Source organism: uncultured Parasphingorhabdus sp. (assembly GCF_963677535.2).
Lineage (GTDB): Bacteria > Pseudomonadota > Alphaproteobacteria > Sphingomonadales > Sphingomonadaceae > Parasphingorhabdus.
Genome location: NZ_CAXXUT010000003.1, coordinates 1,754,693 through 1,772,439 on the forward strand (window position 1 = coordinate 1,754,693; position 17,747 = coordinate 1,772,439).

Annotated in this window: 22 protein-coding genes; 13 read left to right on the forward strand and 9 right to left on the reverse strand. The window is 60.7% G+C overall.

Annotated features, from left to right (window positions below; translation table 11 throughout):
* Positions 1-96: 96 nt before the first annotated feature.
* Positions 97-783, forward strand: a complete 687-nt coding sequence (locus tag ACHZCJ_RS15520) for a crotonase/enoyl-CoA hydratase family protein (RefSeq protein ID WP_159645144.1) — start codon at positions 97-99, stop codon at positions 781-783.
* 15 nt (positions 784-798) lie between these two features.
* Here ACHZCJ_RS15520 and ACHZCJ_RS15525 read toward each other — a convergent pair whose 3' ends face one another.
* From ACHZCJ_RS15525 to ACHZCJ_RS15540, 4 genes are all read right to left on the reverse strand, one after another.
* Complete coding sequence (locus ACHZCJ_RS15525) at positions 799-1,167, reverse strand: VOC family protein (protein WP_321327447.1); 369 nt, start codon at positions 1,165-1,167, stop codon at positions 799-801.
* Between the two features lie 21 nt (positions 1,168-1,188).
* Positions 1,189-1,719: a DUF4199 domain-containing protein gene (locus ACHZCJ_RS15530; protein WP_321327449.1), complete on the reverse strand. Its 531-nt coding sequence runs from the start codon at positions 1,717-1,719 to the stop codon at positions 1,189-1,191.
* A gap of 93 nt (positions 1,720-1,812) precedes the next feature.
* On the reverse strand, positions 1,813-2,226 hold the full coding sequence (locus ACHZCJ_RS15535; protein ID WP_321327450.1) for a LuxR C-terminal-related transcriptional regulator: 414 nt from the start codon (positions 2,224-2,226) through the stop codon (positions 1,813-1,815).
* Between the two features lie 81 nt (positions 2,227-2,307).
* Entirely contained in the window at positions 2,308-4,251 is a 1,944-nt protein-coding gene (locus ACHZCJ_RS15540) for a prolyl oligopeptidase family serine peptidase (protein ID WP_321327452.1), read from the reverse strand.
* A gap of 71 nt (positions 4,252-4,322) precedes the next feature.
* On the opposite strand from ACHZCJ_RS15540, the gene pabB reads away from it, so the two are divergent.
* The 6 genes from pabB to ACHZCJ_RS15570 all read left to right on the forward strand — a co-directional run bounded on the left by pabB (position 4,323) and on the right by ACHZCJ_RS15570 (position 9,814).
* Positions 4,323-6,155, forward strand: coding sequence for an aminodeoxychorismate synthase component I (pabB, locus tag ACHZCJ_RS15545; protein ID WP_321327453.1), 1,833 nt, complete (start codon positions 4,323-4,325; stop codon positions 6,153-6,155).
* A 31-nt stretch (positions 6,156-6,186) separates the two neighbouring features.
* Positions 6,187-6,369, forward strand: coding sequence for a type II toxin-antitoxin system HicA family toxin (locus ACHZCJ_RS15550; protein ID WP_321327454.1), 183 nt, complete (start codon positions 6,187-6,189; stop codon positions 6,367-6,369).
* A gap of 12 nt (positions 6,370-6,381) precedes the next feature.
* Positions 6,382-6,768: a type II toxin-antitoxin system HicB family antitoxin gene (locus ACHZCJ_RS15555; RefSeq protein ID WP_100093946.1), complete on the forward strand. Its 387-nt coding sequence runs from the start codon at positions 6,382-6,384 to the stop codon at positions 6,766-6,768.
* A 374-nt stretch (positions 6,769-7,142) separates the two neighbouring features.
* The gene (locus tag ACHZCJ_RS15560; protein ID WP_100093947.1) at positions 7,143-7,616 is read left to right on the forward strand and encodes a hypothetical protein; all 474 of its coding nucleotides are present in this window, start codon (positions 7,143-7,145) and stop codon (positions 7,614-7,616) included.
* A 156-nt stretch (positions 7,617-7,772) separates the two neighbouring features.
* On the forward strand, positions 7,773-8,735 hold the full coding sequence (locus ACHZCJ_RS15565; protein WP_321327456.1) for a sulfite exporter TauE/SafE family protein: 963 nt from the start codon (positions 7,773-7,775) through the stop codon (positions 8,733-8,735).
* A 71-nt stretch (positions 8,736-8,806) separates the two neighbouring features.
* Positions 8,807-9,814 carry a DNA topoisomerase IB gene (locus ACHZCJ_RS15570; protein ID WP_321327458.1) on the forward strand — a complete coding sequence of 336 codons (1,008 nt, stop codon included), beginning with the start codon at positions 8,807-8,809 and terminating at the stop codon, positions 9,812-9,814.
* 90 nt (positions 9,815-9,904) lie between these two features.
* On the opposite strand, the gene ACHZCJ_RS15575 is transcribed toward ACHZCJ_RS15570, so the two are convergent.
* Together ACHZCJ_RS15575 and ACHZCJ_RS15580 are read right to left on the reverse strand one after the other, a co-directional pair.
* Positions 9,905-10,447 (reverse strand): GNAT family protein, encoded by a 543-nt coding sequence (locus ACHZCJ_RS15575; protein WP_321327459.1) that lies wholly within the window; start codon positions 10,445-10,447, stop codon positions 9,905-9,907.
* Between the two features lie 45 nt (positions 10,448-10,492).
* Positions 10,493-11,146, reverse strand: a complete 654-nt coding sequence (locus tag ACHZCJ_RS15580; protein WP_394700146.1) for a twin-arginine translocation pathway signal protein — start codon at positions 11,144-11,146, stop codon at positions 10,493-10,495.
* Between the two features lie 300 nt (positions 11,147-11,446).
* On the opposite strand from ACHZCJ_RS15580, the gene ACHZCJ_RS15585 reads away from it, so the two are divergent.
* Positions 11,447-11,815 (forward strand): PRC-barrel domain-containing protein, encoded by a 369-nt coding sequence (locus tag ACHZCJ_RS15585; RefSeq protein ID WP_236553950.1) that lies wholly within the window; start codon positions 11,447-11,449, stop codon positions 11,813-11,815.
* A 95-nt stretch (positions 11,816-11,910) separates the two neighbouring features.
* On the opposite strand, the gene ACHZCJ_RS15590 is transcribed toward ACHZCJ_RS15585, so the two are convergent.
* The 3 genes from ACHZCJ_RS15590 to ACHZCJ_RS15600 form a co-directional block, all read right to left on the reverse strand.
* A complete protein-coding gene (locus tag ACHZCJ_RS15590; protein WP_159645045.1) occupies positions 11,911-12,102 on the reverse strand; it encodes a DUF3008 family protein in 192 nt (63 codons plus the stop codon).
* A 49-nt stretch (positions 12,103-12,151) separates the two neighbouring features.
* A complete protein-coding gene (locus ACHZCJ_RS15595) occupies positions 12,152-12,637 on the reverse strand; it encodes an MgtC/SapB family protein (protein ID WP_159645042.1) in 486 nt (161 codons plus the stop codon).
* Between the two features lie 159 nt (positions 12,638-12,796).
* The gene (locus tag ACHZCJ_RS15600) at positions 12,797-13,291 is read right to left on the reverse strand and encodes a pyridoxamine 5'-phosphate oxidase family protein (protein ID WP_236553949.1); all 495 of its coding nucleotides are present in this window, start codon (positions 13,289-13,291) and stop codon (positions 12,797-12,799) included.
* 197 nt (positions 13,292-13,488) lie between these two features.
* On the opposite strand from ACHZCJ_RS15600, the gene ACHZCJ_RS15605 reads away from it, so the two are divergent.
* The 5 genes from ACHZCJ_RS15605 to msrA all read left to right on the forward strand — a co-directional run bounded on the left by ACHZCJ_RS15605 (position 13,489) and on the right by msrA (position 17,638).
* Complete coding sequence (locus ACHZCJ_RS15605; RefSeq protein WP_159645039.1) at positions 13,489-14,778, forward strand: O-acetylhomoserine aminocarboxypropyltransferase; 1,290 nt, start codon at positions 13,489-13,491, stop codon at positions 14,776-14,778.
* A complete protein-coding gene (locus ACHZCJ_RS15610; protein WP_321327464.1) occupies positions 14,778-15,080 on the forward strand; it encodes an alkylphosphonate utilization protein in 303 nt (100 codons plus the stop codon). Before ACHZCJ_RS15605 ends, ACHZCJ_RS15610 begins: the two co-directional genes overlap by 1 nt.
* A 73-nt stretch (positions 15,081-15,153) precedes the next feature.
* Positions 15,154-16,356 carry a pyridoxal phosphate-dependent aminotransferase gene (locus tag ACHZCJ_RS15615; RefSeq protein ID WP_321327465.1) on the forward strand — a complete coding sequence of 401 codons (1,203 nt, stop codon included), beginning with the start codon at positions 15,154-15,156 and terminating at the stop codon, positions 16,354-16,356.
* 380 nt (positions 16,357-16,736) lie between these two features.
* Positions 16,737-16,895, forward strand: coding sequence for a hypothetical protein (locus ACHZCJ_RS15620; RefSeq protein ID WP_159645008.1), 159 nt, complete (start codon positions 16,737-16,739; stop codon positions 16,893-16,895).
* A 5-nt stretch (positions 16,896-16,900) separates the two neighbouring features.
* Positions 16,901-17,638, forward strand: a complete 738-nt coding sequence (gene msrA, locus ACHZCJ_RS15625; protein WP_159645003.1) for a peptide-methionine (S)-S-oxide reductase MsrA — start codon at positions 16,901-16,903, stop codon at positions 17,636-17,638.
* Positions 17,639-17,747 lie beyond the last annotated feature (109 nt).

The following is a 17,747-nucleotide window of genomic DNA, read 5'->3' on the forward strand; positions in this document are numbered from 1 at the left end:
CTTTCGAGATTTAGGCCGCACATTTTTCGATTGACCTGAGCCGATTCGGCCATAGGCTTAACCGGTCAATTAAACACGCATTGAAAGGGACAGGCCATGAGTATTTCCGTCGATATCCAGAATGATGTGGCTCTTATCACCCTCGATGACGGCAAGGCCAATGCGGTCAATTTCGACCTGATGATCGCGCTCAACGAAGCGCTGGACAAGGCTGAGGCGGACGCCAAGGCGATCGTGCTGGCCGGCCGTGAAGGCCGTTTTTCCGGCGGTTTTGATCTTGGCATGATGGGCAGCTTCACCCGCGAGGATTCCGTTCGTCTGCTCGATCGTGCTTCGGAGCTGGTGCTGCGGCTCTATGGCGGGCCGCTTCCTGTGATCGGTGCCTGCACCGGCCACGCGATTGCCATGGGCGTCTTCCTCCTGATGTGCTGCGACACGCGGGTGGGAGCCGCCGGCGAATTCAAGCTGGGCGCGAATGAATCGATTACCGGCATGACGCTGCCGGTCTTTGCGGTGGAACTGGCACGCGACCGGCTCAGCCCGCTGCACCAGACCCGCGCGATGATCCAGGCGTTTATCTATGATCCGAACGGCGCGGTCGAGGCGGGATATCTGGATATGCTGGTGGAACCGGACAAGGTGGTCGGACAGGCAACAGCGATAGCGGAGCAACTCGCCAAGCTGCCGGGCCATGCCTATGCCTATCAGAAATCGGCGATGCGCAAGCCGGCGCTGGACGCGATCCGCGCGAGCATTGGCAATCATCCGAATTTGCGGAACTAGCGCCGAGCGCCGCCGCTAGCGATGCTGGTCGATCAGGATCGGATTGCCATCGGGATCGGTGAGCATGATGCTGGCCGGACCTTCCCCGTCATCAGCCTGACTGTCGAGCTGCACGCCCGCTGCCAGCAATGATTTCTGGATATCGCGGACATCATCGAAATCGTCGAGATTCTGGCTTTCCTGATTCCATCCCGGATTGAACGTCAGCATATTTTGGGGAAACATGCCCTCGAACAGGCCGATCAGCGTCTCGCCATTTTTCAGGATCAGCCATTTCTGATCCTGATCGCCGGCGCATTGAACAAAGCCGAGTTTTTCGTAAAAGGCTCTGGAAGCGGCAATATCCTTCACCGCCAAGCTGATTGAAAAGGCTCCGAGTATCATATTCCCTCTCCTTGTGCGGGTTCATTGCCGTGCGGGCAGGATTTTCGGATTTTGCAGAAGCGCGGCCGACAGGATCGATATGATCAGGCCGACCGGAAATATCTCCAGAAAGGTCATCGGCATGCGGATATAGATTTTTCCGTAGTCGGTTCGCATTTTTTCCAGACCGGCGATTTCCTGCGCCAGTTTCTCCGCGGGCAGCCCGGCGGCTTTTCTGGCCTCGATCGCGCTGTTCACATAGCTGTCGATGAATGCATAGCCGTTGCTCATCGAATAGAGTTCCCAGACCAACGTATACATGATTCCGGCGATCACCGCGATGGCGAGCCCCATGGCAAAAGCGGGAAGAAAGCGGATCACCCCGCCCAGTTCCTGGTCGCGGTAGCGTTTGATACCGATGAATATCATCGACAGCGCAACCAGCATCGTCAGATAGCCGAACAGTTCGGATGACAGGAAACTACCGCCGTCGCTGACCACCAGGCCCAGGATCAGGGTGACGATAGTGATCGTTCCGGACAGCACTCCGTAGGTCAGGGCGATTTTCCGCATGATCGTTCCTCCGCTTGAGCGGTGGTTATGGCACCTGCTCCTGCATTTGGAAATCACCCGGATGGGTGATCTGGGGCCAATCACCCGGATATATTAGGGGATCAGATGCAGGTGCCGCGCCTGTTCGATCGCCCGGACGCGGCCGCTGACCTGCAGTTTTTCGTAAAGCCTAGCGATATGGGTCTTCACGGTGTTGGGCGAAATAGCGAGCGTCCGCGCGATCTCCTTGTTCGACTGTCCCGCTGCCAGCGCCACGAGTACTTCGAGTTCCCGGTCCGAAATGCCCAGCGATTTCAGCGCTGCCCTGTTCTGTTCAAACGGACCGCGCGCTTTTTTCGCGGTCAGCCTGTGCCCCACCCAGATGCCCAGCGCGGCAAAGACCAATGCGATCAGAACGACATAGATTTCCACCGAATAGACCTTGGTGAAATATTGATATTGCAGCCACTCCAGAGCGAAAACAGCGGCGGCGAGGGCCATCGCATAGAGGATGACAATCCTGGCCACCCGAAAGGTCACTCCTGCCACCGAGGAATTATAACGGCGGAAATGACCTTCGGGAAATTCATATGGCCGGCACCCTCTTATTCATTCTCCACCCAGTAAATATTTCTGCCAGAAGAGCAGGCTCGCCCAGAATTGATAATCGGCGTTGGCCTTCTTGCGGAAACCGTGCCCCTCGTTCTCGGCCAGCAGATGCCAGGCGGGACGCCCGTTGGCGCGGACCGCGGCGACGATCTGGTCGGCTTCGCTGGCCGGGACGCGCGGATCATTGGCGCCAGTGACCACCATCAGCGGGATATCGATCTCGCTGGCGCGGCGTAGCGGGCTGATTTCTTCCAGTTTGGCGCGTTGTTCGGGAATACGCTCGTCGCCATATTCCACCCGCCTGAGATCGCGGCGATAGGCCTGGGTATTCTCGAGAAATGTGACGAAACTGGAGATGCCGACGACTTCGAGCCCGGCCTTCAGTTTCCTGCCGTAGCGCAACATCGACGCCAGCGTCATATAGCCGCCGTAGCTGCCGCCGGTCACCGCTATGCGCTTGCGGTCGATCCGTTTGTCCTTGCGCAGATGATCGAGGAACGCCCCGATATCGAGCACGCTATTCTCCCGCAGCCACGGTCCGTTGTCCAGCGCGACAAATCTTTTGCCGAAGCCGGTGGAACCGCGAACATTGGGGTAGAATATGGCGACACCCAGCGTGTTGACGAGATAGTTGCTGCGCCCGAGAAAACGCGGGGTGGCCTGACCTTCCGGACCGCCGTGTATATTGATGATCAGCGGCCGTTTGCCGGTGTGGCGCGCAGGATCGGGGCGATACAGAAAACCGGAAATTTTCTCGCCGTCGAAACTTTCTATCTCCACCAGTTCGGGCGCGACATTGTCCGCTGCATCAAGCCCGCCGGTCTCGCTTCTGGTCCAGCGGGTCACCGCCAGCGTTTCCGGGTTGATGCTATAGGCATCTATGCCGGTCCGGTTGCTGTTCAGAGTGATGCCCAGTTCGCCCCAGGGCGCGAACTTGACACCACTGATCACGCCATCGGGCAAGCCGTCAACGATCCGGACCGCGCCGCTCTGCATATCATAGAATTTGAGCACGGAACGGCCCGCATGGTTCACCTCGAATGCGATCCAGCGGCCGTCAGGACTGATGTCGAAATCGGTGATATCCCGGATTTTCTCGTCAATCACCGGTTCAAACGTCGCGGTTTCCAGATTGACGATGCCGAGCCGTTTGACGTCGCTGCCATCGTCCGATGCTGCCCAGAGCCGGCCGTCGGGCGCGAATTTCAGCCCGTCATAGGCCACCGGCTGGTCGCTTTCGGTCAGCTTGCGCGATGTCCCGTCGGCAATGTCGATCAGATAGAGTTGGTTGTCGGTAACCGACACATAGTTGAACACCAGCAACTGCTTGTCATCGGGCGAGAAATCGATCGGGAACCAGCCGCCGCCGGTTGAGGCAACCAGCATTTTCGCGCTCTCCGGATCAGCCGGATCCATCAGGTAGATATCGTTATACAGACCGGTGCGCTTGTTCGAGCCGAAGGCGACCAGTGTGCCGCTGCTTGACCAGGGGCCCAGGCTGTTGCGGCTTTTGCCGTCGGTCAGCATTTTGGGCTGGCCCTTTTCCAGCGCGTAGATCTGGTTGACCTCGTTGCCGCCGCTGTCCTTCTCGAACAGCAGGGCCGAGCCGTCGGGCGCGTAACGGGCGGAATAGACCGGTTCGCTGGCGAAAGTCAGCTGCTGGCGCTGGCCCATCGGTGCAGCGACGCGGTGCAGCTGGCTGGTATCGGCGAAGCGGGTGGAAATCAGCATTGCCCGGCTTTTCGGATCCCAGTCGACGAAACTGGCGGTGCGATATTCCATATAGGGCCGGGTCTGCTCGACGATTTCCTGCGGGATGACAGGGACTTGATCGGCGACCAGCGCTGCCGGGCGAGGGGCAATCCCATCCGCCTCCGCGGCTGCTGGAGCACCGGTAAATACCGACAATATAAGGCCAATCTGCCAGGCCGGTCCAAAACGCATATGACAAGCTCCCTGTGTTTCTTTTGGCAAGCTTATGGACGAATGGTGGCAAAAGCAATTAGGGGAGGGAGGTGTTCGATGGAAATTCTCCCTTTGTCCTGCTCGACGATGCCCGGGCCTGTGATGCAGCGCCAGCGCGGCTTTACAGCGATCCGGTGGCGGTCATCCGGGCCGACAAAATGGAAGAATTGGAAGCATGTTTTGCCGCCCTGTCGCGGGCCCGATCGGCGGGGCAGCATGTGGCGGGCTATCTGTCCTATGAGGCGGGACTGGGACTGGAGGCGCGGTTGCGGGGCAAAATGCCGGCGGATTTGCCCGCCCCGCTGGCATGGTTTGGAATATTCAATGATTACAAGGAATTAAGTCCAGACGCCGTCGCCGAAGCGCTGCCCGACCGCCACGGGGCCTGGCTCGGGCGGCTCAAGCCCTCCATCGCGCGCGACGCTTATGACGCGGCGTTCAAAAAGGTACAAAATTATATCAATAATGGCGATATCTATCAGGCCAATCTCACTTTTCGCGCGGAAATGGACTTTTCCGGACATCCTCTGGCGCTTTATGCCGCAATCCGGGGCAGAGCGCAGGCCGGCTATGGCGGCGTGGTGTTTGACGGGAGCAACTGGATGCTGTCCTTCTCGCCGGAACTGTTCTTCGCGCTGAAGGACGGCCGGATCACCGCGAAGCCGATGAAGGGCACCGCCGCGCGTGTTGCCGATCCGACAGCCGACGCAGCGGTGCAGGACCATCTGCAAAGCGACCCCAAACAGCGGGCGGAAAATCTGATGATCGTCGACCTGCTGCGCAACGACCTTTCGCGGGTGGCGCAGCGCGGCAGCGTCGCCGTGCCGGAGCTGTTCCATATCGAAAGCTATCCGACCATCCACCAGATGACCTCGACCGTCACCGCGCAGCTGCAGGACGGGCTCGACGCGGTCGATGTGATTCGGCAGATTTTCCCCTGTGGCTCGATCACCGGCGCCCCGAAAATCCGCGCGATGGAGATTATCGACGAGCTGGAAAGCGCGCCCGCAGGCGCCCCCGCCGACCACGCCCCGCGCGGCATCTATTGCGGCTCGATCGGCCGGATCGACGCGCCCGACGCACAGGGCCGCTCCGACGCCGCCTTCAATGTCGCGATCCGCACCTTCTTCCTGCAAGAGAGCAAAGAAACGCTTTCCATCGGCCTCGGCTCTGGCATAGTGGCGGACTCGGACGGGGAAGACGAGTGGCGGGAATGCCTCGCCAAGGGGAGATTTGCGAAAGTGGATGCCAATGCGGAAGGCGGCCATAAGGTCGATCTGATCGAGACCATGGCCTTTGATCCCGCCAGCGGCATCGCCCGGCTGGAAGCGCATCTCGAGCGGATGAAGACCAGCGCCGCCACCCTCGACTTCGAATTCGACCGCCACTCCGCCCGCAACGCGATCCAGGCCATCACCTTTCACCAGGACAGCCCCGCGATGGTCCGCCTGCACCTCGGCCAGTCCGGCGCGCTGGCGATCGAGCTGAAACCGATGCCCGCCCCGCAGGACGGGCCCGTCCCATGCCGGCTGGTGCCGATGCAGGCCGACAAGGCGGATTTCCGGCTCCACCACAAGACCAGCGACCGGCGGGTCTATCAGGTCGCCAGCGAAGACGGCGGCCGGGGCGAGGGCGTCCACCCGATTTTCGTCGATGGCGAGGGCTTTGTCACCGAAGGCGCGATCTGGAATATCTTCGTCGAGCGCGACGGCAAGCTGCTGACGCCGCCTCTGGGCCGCGGCGTTCTGCCGGGCGTGCTGCGCGCGGAGCTGCTGGAGAGCGGGCAGGCGGTCGAGGCGGATTTGCGCGCGGAGGATCTGGCGGGCGGGTTTCTGGTGGGGAATAGTGTGCGGGGGTTGGTGACCGCTATAACCGTCGATTGACTTCCATCAAAAAATGTGTATATAAATACACATGGAGCGGAGCAGCAAGCCGATCATCCGGCGGCTCCGCAAGGAGGGCTATGAACTGGTTTCGATCAGAGGCTCCCACCATAAATATCGCAAGGATGATCGCACCATCATTGTTCCGCATCCCAGGAAGGACTTGCCCGTCGGCACGGCGCGCAGCATCGCCCGGATGGCGGGATGGATTTGAAAGGCCCAGCCCATGTTTTATTTTGCCGTTGTGCATAAGGATGAAGACAGCGCCTACGGAATTTCCTTTCCGGATGTGCCCGGCTGCTTTTCCGCCGCGGACCGGCAAGAGGATATTATTGCCAACGCGATCGAGGCACTGTCGCTCTATTTCGAGGATGAGGAGTTGATTCCCGCCAGTCCGATCGGCGAAATCCAGAAATCAGCTGCCGACGATCTGAAGCACGGCGCCTTTCTGGTCCAGATCCCCTATCTGGAGCGCACCGGCCGGACCGGCCGCTATAATGTGTCACTCGACACCGGCGTCGTCAAAATGATCGACAGCGCCGCCCGCACCCGCAAGATGACGCGCAGTGCGTTTCTGGAGGATGCGGCGTTGAAGGAGATTGGGGTCGGGTGAGGGGATGTGATGAGGTTTTACCAATTAGTCCGCTGGCACCGTAATTCTGGCAGCGCACCGGATCTCAGGTCTCCAGATCCACCGAATTGCTTTATTTAACCAATTGGTGAAAAATAGTTTCACTAATCGACGACCTCTCACCTAAGAGATGTGCTCGAATCACTTAATTGGGGGGTCCAATAATGAAGACGTTTTTGCTGGTGGCTACGGCTGCTATGAGTTTTACTGTAACACAAGCCATCGCTCAGGAAGCCACGCCAACGGAAGCAGTCGCTCCGGTTGCGGTACCGACATCGGCCGCGGTGGCCCCTATTCCTGAACTGGTGACTTAGAACGCGGTTTTACGCGCTGGAACGCCGATCACGCTTCGCTTGATGGAAGAAGTGACAACCAAGAAGAAGTCGGCCCGCGTTGGGCAACGCGTGCGCATGGAAGTTGCCGCCCCAGTCTACGTCAATGACGTCGTTGTTATCCCTGCCGGGTCGCCTGCTGAAGCGGAACTGACGAGCGTTCGCAACAAGGGCATGTGGGGCAAATCGGGCAAGCTTGAAGCACGTGCCCTGTTCGCTCGGGTCAACGGTCGGCAAATCCGTCTGACCGGTGCCTTTGACGACAAGGGTGTGACGGGAACAGCCGGCGTGGTTGGTGCGATTGCGCTGGTCCCGATTGCCGGATTTTTCATGACAGGAACCAGTGCCGTTTTCCCGATGGGGGGCGAAGTGCCGGCCTTTATCGATGAAGATGTGGAACTGGCTATTCAGGCAAAGAAAGCGGCGCCACTAACGGTTGAAACGCCAGCGGCTCCACTGGCGATCGAGGCGGAAACAAGCGCAGCCGCGACGGAATAATTATCATTAGAATGGCGGTGGCAGCGCGCTCTGAGACCGGACCTGTGCGGGTTTCTCGCGCGAACTGTCACTGCCATTCCCTTTTCACCATCCGACCCCACCTCGGTTGGTTCATTACCGCTTGCGTCGCGCTGCGCATTTCGCCAACGCCGCCACATGACCACACCCCAGCTTAAATCCACAGCACCACCGCAAGGCCGTATCGTAATCTACGGCGCTGCCGTCCTCCTCGCGCTTTATGCCGGCATATTGCTGTTTGCCTCTTATGATCCCGCTCTGCTGGGCCAGCTCTGGTTTCTGCCCGGCATCGGGGCGCTGGCGGCGGTGATTGCCAATACGTCGGGGACCGGGGGCGGGGTGGTGTTTGTGCCGGTGTTCAACGGGCTGCGCGAGCACGGGATCATGGCGCTCGATCCGCTGCGGGTCACCGCCGCGTCGATGGCGATCCAGTGTTTCGGCATGACCATGGGCGGGCTGCGCTGGACCGACCGTCTGCTGCACCAGCCGGCTGCGGACGCGGCTGGCGTGGCTGGCGCGGGCTATGTCCAGGTCCGGCCGCGCGATTTTGCCCTGGTGATCGGGGCCGTGCTCGCCTTTGCCCTGCCGGCGCTGCTGGCGATGCAGCGGCTGACCATGGTCGACGGGCAGATGATCCTGCTCGGCTACAAGATTTTCTCGATCTTTCTCGGCCTCGCGCTGATCATCACCACCTGGACGATCAACCACAAAAGGGCGGAGCGGGCGCGGCTGGAGAAGATCGATCTGCTGATCCTGATGCTGATCGCGATCCCCGGCGGCGCGCTCACCGCGCTCTTCTCGGTCGGCGTGGGGGAGCTGGTCGCGCTCTATCTGTTCATCCGCCACTATCCGGTGCTGCTGTGCACCGGCACCGCCTGCGTCATTTCCTCGATCAGCGTGCTGGTCGGCATCGTCTGGCATATCGAGATGGACACGGTGGCGTGGGAGATCGTGCTGCTGGCCGGACCGGGCGCGGTGCTCGGCGCCTTCCTCGCCCGCCCGATCGCCCTGTGGCTGGGCGCGAAAAGGCTGAAGACGCTGGACGGGACGTGGATTGTCCTGTCGGCAGTCTATCTGATCGTGCTGAACTGGGTTTTTTGAGCGGGACGGCGGGGCGCTGAACATTCGCTCCTGCCGCGGGAACCGAATATCGCGGCCGGCGTTTTTCGCTCATGATCCACGATTCCTCTCTCCGCATCCCCAGCCTGGTCTACAGCAGCGACGAAGAGCCGGGCATATCGAGGGTGCGGCGGGGGCGGGGGTTTCAATATTTGCTGCCCGACAAGAGCCATCTGAAATGCCGGGTGGAACTGGCGCGGATCAGGAAGCTGGGCATTCCGCCGGCCTATAGCGATGTGTGGATTTGCGTGAAGGCCAATGGCCATATCCAGGCGACCGGCTATGATGCCGCGACGCGCAAGCAATATCGCTATCATGACGACTGGCGGCTCTATCGCGACCGGCAGAAATTTGACCAGCTGGCGGAATTTGCGACGCGGCTTCCGCGGATCCGGCGCAAGGTGAACGCTCTGCTGCGGCCCGACGGCGCGGCCGATGTGCGGAGCAAGGAAGTGGCGATTGCCGCGCTGGTGCGGCTGATCGACCGCACCGCGATCCGGGTTGGCGGCAGCTCGCGGATGAGCAAGGGGGCGACCACGCTGGACGGCGGCAATATCCGCTATGACGAGGACAGGCTGCGCCTGCGCTATCGCGCCAAGGGCGGGAAGCGGGTGAGCTGCAGCCTGCGCGACACGCGGCTGCAGAGGATATTGGAGCGGATCGACGACCTGCCGGGCAAGCGCCTGTTCCAATATGTCGGCAGCGACGGCGCGGTCCATCCGCTCGACAGCGGCGACGTCAACGACTGGCTGAAAGAGGCGTCCGGTATGGACAGCCTGAGCGCCAAAATGTTCCGCACCTGGCACGGCAGCGTCGCCGCGCTGGATGCGATCGCGCCGGAGGAGAATCCGACGATCAAGCAGGCCTGCGAAGCCGCCGCCGCGACCCTGCGCAACACGCCGGCGATCTGCCGCAAGAGCTATGTCCATCCGGCGGTGCTCGATCTGGTCGAGATGGAGGCGGCGGAGCGAACGGCGCTGATCGATGGGCTTGGCGCGGATATCGCGGGCCTGCGGGTGGGCGAGAACCGTTTTGTCGGATTGATTGGCGGGGGAGACTGACTGTTCCCGATGCCCAAATCTTGTGCCGGTGCAGGCCTTGGCCGGGATAACGAATGCTGGAGAATCAGCCGGTGACGGTCTGGCATCCGGTTACAGCAATTGTTGCGCACCGCTCCATTCACGCCGCAGCAGGCCGTAGACCAGCATGTCGCACAGGCCTGCATGCGTGCGTTCATGTTCGCGCAAGCAGGCTTCGCGGGTGAAGCCCAGACGCTCGGCCAGCGCGACCGAGGCCAGGTTGCGGCTGTCGATTTCCGCGAACACCCGGCGGTGGTCCTCGCGTTCGAACAAATGGCTGATCAGCGCGGCGGTGCAGGCGCGGGCGACGCCCCGGCCCTGCCGGTCGGCGACCGTGACATATCCCAGCTCGCTCACCTGCTCGTCTCCGGCCGGGACCGCGACAAAGCGGCCGACAAGGGCACCGTCGGATTTGTCGATTGCGACCCAGCTGCGGCCATTCCATTCCGGATCGGTGAGCCAGGCGCATAGCTCGGCTTCGCTCTCGAAACGCGGGCGCGCGAGAAAGCGGCAGGCTTCCTCGCTCGCAAATGTTTCGAACAGGGCCGCGCTGTCCCCGGGCTCCAGCTTGCGAAGCCGATATTGGTCGGTCTCGATCAGTGGCGTGTCCGGCATCGGGTCACCCCCTTGTTCCTGTCCGCATCCGGCGGCTGTTCACGATCACTGGTCGGCCTTGCCGGCCTTTGATGCCGCCACGAGGGCGTCCCAGCTCTCCCAGTCGATCGCGCGGCCCGGATAGGCGACCTTCTCGAACGGCCAGTCGCTTTCTACCCAGCCGCGCGCCCAGGCATAGAGTTCGGCATCGAAGCCCGCGTCATATTCGGCCTTGGTCACCCACAGGCGGACCTCGGCGTCATGGCCGTCGACGCTGCTCGGGCGGACATAGAGCGAGCCCCGCTCGCGGCTGCCGTCCGGCGTCAGTACGGCATAGGCAAAGGACTCGCGTTTTGCGAAGCGGGCCTGTTCGGTTTCCATATCCCGCATCGCATCGGCAGCGGAAATATCCTTGTGCGGCCAGCCGGTGCTACGGGTGAAGGTCTGCTGCAAATGTTCGATCGAGGACATATAGGCCGCGAAATCGATGTCGACGAGGTCGGGGCCGAGCGGGACAAGCTTGAAATTTTCGGTTTCCACCAGCGTCGGAGCATCGAAATCGGCCGGTATGAAGGCGGAGGAAGCTTCGGCGCCCGGCGCTGCATCCGGCTCTGCAATTGCGGCGGTGCTGGCTGTTGCAAGGGCTGCCGCGGTGGCCGTGCCGCTCGTCATTACCAGCATTGCCGCCGTCAGGCCTGCGCCCGTCATCCTGAAATTCATCCTGCTTGCTCCCTGATCATGACTGTGTCCGAGGATCGCATCCGCCGGCGCCCGGCGCAACCTTCAATTGTTCCGGGGCGAATCTAGCTGAATTTCCGCTGGGCGGGGAGGGTGATCGGTAACCGCTGGGGTGCCCTGGGTGGAGCCCTACCCCGCCCTCAAAAAATTCCGGAAATATCCGGAACGATCTGCGCGCGCGTCCGTAGATTCCCTGTAGCCACATGGCACCGGCCTTCCCCCTTTCTTCGGCCCGCCATGGGGCTATCCCTGACAAAGGGCCCTGAAACCTAGAGGAGAGAAATGATGATGTTACAGGATGAGAAAAACCACAGTGTGATTGGCAGCGACCGCGTAGATGGCACCGCTGTCTACGGCTCGGACAAGGGCAAGATCGGATCGGTTGACAAGCTGCTGATCGACAAGCGCGGCGGCAATGTCACCGATGTGGTGATTTCCGCCGGCGGCTTCCTCGGCATTGGAGACGAGAAGCACAGCATCCCCTGGTCGAAACTCGATTATGATACCGAGCTCGACGGCTACCGCATCGACGTGACCAAGGAGCAGTTGATGGACGCGCCGCGCTTTGCCGGCAACGAACCGGACCGCGCCTATGACCGCGAATATCAGTCCAGTGTCTATAATTACTGGACGGTGACGCCTTACTGGTAAGCTGCGGCTGGCCAGACACAAGAAGCCGGGCGAAGCGATTTCGCCCGGCTTTTTCATGCGCGGCGCTGACTGTGGGTATAGGGCGGATGGACCGGCTAGCCGTCGCCGTCGACTTTTTCAGGCAGGCCGTCGTGGTCGGTGCCGGCATAATCTTCCAGCTCCTCTTCAGTCATGCTGTCATACATGTCCTTGGACGCGCCCTTGAGGTCGCCGACCTTGGTTTCGCCGCGCTTGGCGGACAGGGCCGCTCCGGCGGCGCGTTGCTGGGCTTTGGATTGGGCTGGCATGATATGTCTCCTTCGCTTGCTTGAGGGGTAAATGGATGCACTGGGCGAGTCAGGACCCGCCGGTCCCGTCTTCTTCGCCCGGGTCCCAGTGCGAGGTGAAGGGCGCGCTGGTGATCAGCACGGTCAGGATGACGGCGGTGATGATCGCCGCCAGCCAGAATTCACCGAAACCGCAGATCAGGCCGATCGCACCAGCCGCCCAGATTGCGGCGGCAGAGCCCGCGCCCTGGACAAAGCTGCCCTCGCGGAACATCGCACCGGCACCGAGAAAACCGATGCCGGTGATCACGCCTTCAAAGACGCGGCTGGGGTCGATGTCGCTTTGCGGATCGCTGGTGGATTCGAGCAGCTCCATCGCACCAATCGCCAGCGCGCAGGCGGCGATAGAGATGATCACGAAGGGGCGGAAGTCGATCGGCTTGCGGCGGATGAACCGCTCCAGTCCGATCAGAAAGGGCAACAGGGTCGCCGCGCCAAGCCGCCACAGGGCTTCCGTCCAGGAAATGGTGTCGGGTCCGGCAAACAGATTGGTCATGCTGAAGAAACGCGCGGAAGCCGGATTTGTTGCAGGCAGGCTGGCCGAAAAAAATCGGGGCCGCAGAAGTCTGCAACGGGGCGGGCTCCCGGCCTGTACCTGCTACGTTCCTTCTTCTTGCAACCCCTGTGGATCGCGCCTGAACGGCGATGGTCGCTTCTAGATCGCAACCCGGGCATGGTCGCCCATTTCCCCGCCGTCCATGGTCATGCCGGTCATCATCTTGAACATCCCGACAATACCGGGATCGGCTTCCCAGATTTCCGCGTCGCGCAGGTCCAGCCGCAGCATCAGCAGGTTCGGGTCCTGCCGGCCCTGCTCGTACCAGGCCTCGACCGGCTTGCTCCAGTGCTTGTCGATGATCGCGGAGTCGGTTTCCTCGGTCAGATTGCCGGAGACACAGGCAAAAAGATCATGGCCCTTGGAGACAAATTGCATCATCGCCGGGCCGCCCTTGGCCAGCCGGTTGTCGCGCGTGGTGAAGAACCAGATCGCGCTATTGGCATCCTTGTCCAGCTGCGCGCGCATCGGGATGCTGTGCTTGCGTTCATCGTCGAGCGCCATCATCACGAACGGGCTGTCGGCGATCGATTCCCAGAATTCCTCGCGGATTTCGTCGCGATCGGCTGTATTGGTCATATCATTGTTGCTCATGGTCTGTTTCCTTCTCTGCTTCATCCAATCAACGCGCAGGGCGGATAAAGTTTCAAAAATACCGCGAGATATTTGCAGAGAGGGATCGGATATGCGGGATATCCGGTCTCGCCCGCGCGAACCTGGCAGAAGTCCGGTTGCGGTAACGGCGCATTGATATTAGGCACGCTGCTTATTTCTTTGCACAAGGACGCATCATGACCGATCATCTGGAAAATCCGCAGCTTGAAACCATGGCGGTCCACGCCGGCACCGAACCGGATCCGACGACCAACGCTCGGATCACGCCGATTTACCAGACGGCGTCCTATGTCTTTGACGATGTCGATCACGCGGCCGACCTGTTCAACCTCGATGCGTTCGGCAATATCTATACCCGGATCATGAACCCGACCAACGGCGCGCTCGAAGGCAAGATTGCTGCGATGGAAGGGGGCGTCGGGGCACTGGCCGTGGCTTCGGGCCATGCCGCGCAACTGCTCGTCTTCCATGTGCTGATGGATCCCGGCGCGCATATTGTCGCGGCGAAGAAACTTTATGGCGGTTCGCTCAACCAGCTCGCCCATTCTGTGAAGAAATTCGGCTGGAACGTCAGCTTTGTCGATGCGGACAATATGGACGAGGTCAAAGGCGCAATCACCGATGACACGCGCTGCGTCTTTATCGAAAGTCTCGCCAATCCCGGCGGCGTGGTGCAGGATATTGCTGCCATCGCCGATATTGCCCATGCTGCGGGCATCCCGCTGATCGTCGACAATACCATGGCCTCGCCGATACTCTGTCGTCCGATCGAACATGGCGCGGATATTGTCGTCGAAAGCGGCACGAAATTTCTCGGCGGCCATGGCAACAGCATCGCCGGCCTGATCATCGACAGCGGCAAGTTCGACTGGACGAAGAGCGAGAAATTCGCCTTTCTCAACCAGCCCAACCCGTCCTATCACGGCAAGGTCTTTACCGATGCTTTCGGTCCGATGGCCTTCATTCTCGCGGCGCGCGCGCTGTCGCTGCGTGATCTGGGGCCGGCGCTCTCACCGCAGAACGCTTTCTACATATTGACCGGCATGGAAACTCTGGCGCTACGGATGGAGCGTCATTGCGACAACGCGCTGGCCCTGGCGCAGTGGCTGCAGGGGCGCGACGAGGTCAGCTGGGTGTCCTATGCCGGGCTGGCTGACAGCGACTATCATCCGCTGGCACAGAAATATCTCGGCGGCAAGGGCGGGGCGGTGTTCACCTTCGGCCTGAAAGGCGGCTATGAAGCGGGCACGAAACTGGTGTCGGCAGTCAAGCTGTTCAGCCATCTCGCCAATATCGGTGACACGAGATCGCTGATCATCCACCCCGCCTCGACAACACACAGCCAGCTGTCGGGCGATGAACTGGTTGCTGCAGGGGCAGGGCCGGACGTGGTACGCCTGTCGGTCGGGATCGAACATATCGACGATATTATCGCCGACATGCAGCAGGCACTGGAGGCTTTGTGATGAGTGATGGTTCAGGCGATTATGTCTATGACGAGGAAACCGGCGAATGGCTGAGCCCGGAGGATGCCGCGGCAAAGGCGGCAAGGCCCGAAGTGCTTGACGCGGTCGGCAATGTGCTGGCCGATGGCGATGCCGTTACGCTGATCAAGGATCTCAAGGTCAAGGGCGCGGGCCAGACTCTGAAACGCGGGACGTTGATCAAGTCGATTCGGCTGACCGATGACGATCAGGAGATTGATTGCCGGCACGAAGGCATAAAAGGTCTCGTACTGCGAGCAGAGTTTGTGAAAAAACGCAGCTGACCTATTCTCCCTGTTGCAGTGCAGCAGCAATGATATTAGGCAGTCACGCTTATTCCCTGCGACAGGATCTCCCATGACCATAATCTCGAAAGCCCTCGGACGTATTCAACCTTCTGCCACGCTGGCAATGACCGCAAAGGTCACTGAACTGAAGGCCCAGGGTATTGATGTAATCGGCCTCTCGGCTGGCGAACCCGATTTCGACACACCCGACTTCGTCAAGGAAGCGGCGATCCAGGCGATCCGCGACGGCGATACCAATTATACGGTGGTGGACGGGACGGCAGCGCTGAAACAGGCGATCGCAGACAAGTTCGCCCGCGACAACGGCCTGACCTACACGCCCAAGCAGATTACCGCCAACAGCGGCGGCAAGCACACGTTGTTCAATGCGCTGGTGGCGACGCTGGACGAGGGCGATGAAGTAATCATTCCCGCGCCTTACTGGGTCAGCTATCCCGATATCGTGAATTTTGCCGGCGGCAGTCCGGTGATTGTCGAGGCCGGGGCCGATCAGGGGTACAAGATTACCCCCGAACAGCTGAAAGCGGCGATCACGCCAAAAACCAAATGGGTGCTGCTGAACTCGCCCTCCAACCCGAGCGGCGCAGCCTATAGCGCGGACGAGCTGAAAGCGCTCGGTGCGGTCATATTGCCGCACGAGCATGTCATGGTGATGACCGACGATATGTACGAGCATATCTGGTATGCCGATTTCCCGTTCGCGACGATCGCGCAAGTCTGTCCCGAGCTGTATGACCGCACATTGACGGTCAATGGCGTGTCCAAGGCCTATGCGATGACCGGCTGGCGGATCGGCTATGCTGGCGGGCCGGAATGGCTGATCAAGGCGATGGCGAAGTTGCAGTCGCAATCGACCTCCAACCCCTGCTCGATTTCACAGGCGGCCGCAGTGGCCGCGCTCAACGGTCCGCAGGATTTCCTGGTCGAGCGCAATGCCGCGTTCGAGAAGCGCCGCGATCTGGTCGTTTCCATGATCAACGATACGCCGGGACTGACCTGTCCGATGCCGGAAGGTGCTTTTTACGTCTATCCGGATGCCAGCGGTCTGATCGGCAAGACCACGCCGAAAGGTGCGGTGATCGAAAATGACGAGGATCTGGTCACCTATTTGCTTGAAGAAGCGCAGGTTGCGGCGGTGCACGGATCGGCCTTCGGCCTCGGACCGGCATTCCGGATCAGCTACGCGACATCGGAAGATCTGCTGACCGAAGCCTGCACGCGAATCCAGCGGGCCTGCGCGGCGTTGATTTAAACGCTCATGCGCCGGGCGGGCGCATCCGCGCCCTTGGCTTTCCTCGCATAGGCTCGGGAGCGCGGTCGCGCTTGCCTCCGCTTCGCGTCTGTTTGGCGCTCCCGCTATTGGTTGGCTTCTAACCGAGGCGCAGCCGAGGCAAGGGCGCCAATAACAGATGGCGTCCGCCGCGCCTCATGGCGCGATAGCCAAGCGGGCGGATGCGCCCGCCCGGCGTATGAGGTTCGACAATAGCGCTATCCCGATAGAAAATCTTCCGGCGGACAAACTGAATATGATCTTGTGATCAGGTTCACAGCGGCGACAGGAATATTATATTAATTGCTGTAACCGACAGGCGGGACGACTCGAACCAGCGGATGACCCCCAAGGAACAGATGATGATGAAATTATTCAAATCCGATTTGACCTACAGTCTCGGCGGCGGCTTTATCGCCGGCGCGCTGATGCTGTTTTTCATGCAGCCCGCCGACCAGCCGTCGGATGCCGGCCAGACCCTGTCTTCCACGGTCAGCGCCGTTGCACAGATAGCGGGCTAGGCTCCGTGGGGCCCACCCTTTCCCGATCCATTGCCTTCGGCGCCAGCCTGGCCTGTGTCGCCGTGGTCTGGGCCGGAGCGCAGAGCGTCCTGTCCGGTGGTTATGATGGAGGGGCGGCTTTTGTCGCGGAAGCCCATGCGGCAGAGAAAGCCACGATCATCCCCGTGCCGCGTGTTGACGCAACCGAAAGCGGATCGCGCGCCGTAGCAATCTTCGCTGGCGGTTGCTTCTGGGGCGTCGAAGGGGTTTTTGAACATACCAGGGGCGTGATCAGCGCGTCTTCCGGCTATCATGGCGGCAGCAAGCGCAGCGCGTCCTACAAGCTGGTCAGCGCCGGACTGAGCAGCCATGCCGAAGCGGTGCGGGTTGTCTATGACCCCCGCCAGGTCAGCTATGGCAAGCTGATGCAGATATTCTTTTCGGTGATTGCCGATCCGACAATGCTCAATGCCCAAGGGCCGGACCGGGGCAAACATTATCGCAGCGCGCTGGTGCCGATTAACGGTGCGCAGGCCAAGGCAGCCCGCGCCTATATCACGCAGCTGGAAAAGGGCCGCTACTGGAAACGGCCGATCGTGACGAAGGTCGAGACCTACAAGACATTCTATCCGGCCGAAACCTATCATCAGGATTTCATGCAGAAAAACCCCCGTCAGGCTTATATTGTCCGCTGGGACAAGCCGAAGGTCGCCAATCTGAAGCGGCATTTCCCGGCGCAATTTCGCGCGAAGCCAGTCGGCTAGAAAAACGTCACGGATTTAATAAGCCGTTAGCTGTCGCCTGCTAGACAGATGCGCATGGTAAATCAGGAATTTGAAATAATACTCGCCTTTTCTGCCATTGCGGTAGGCA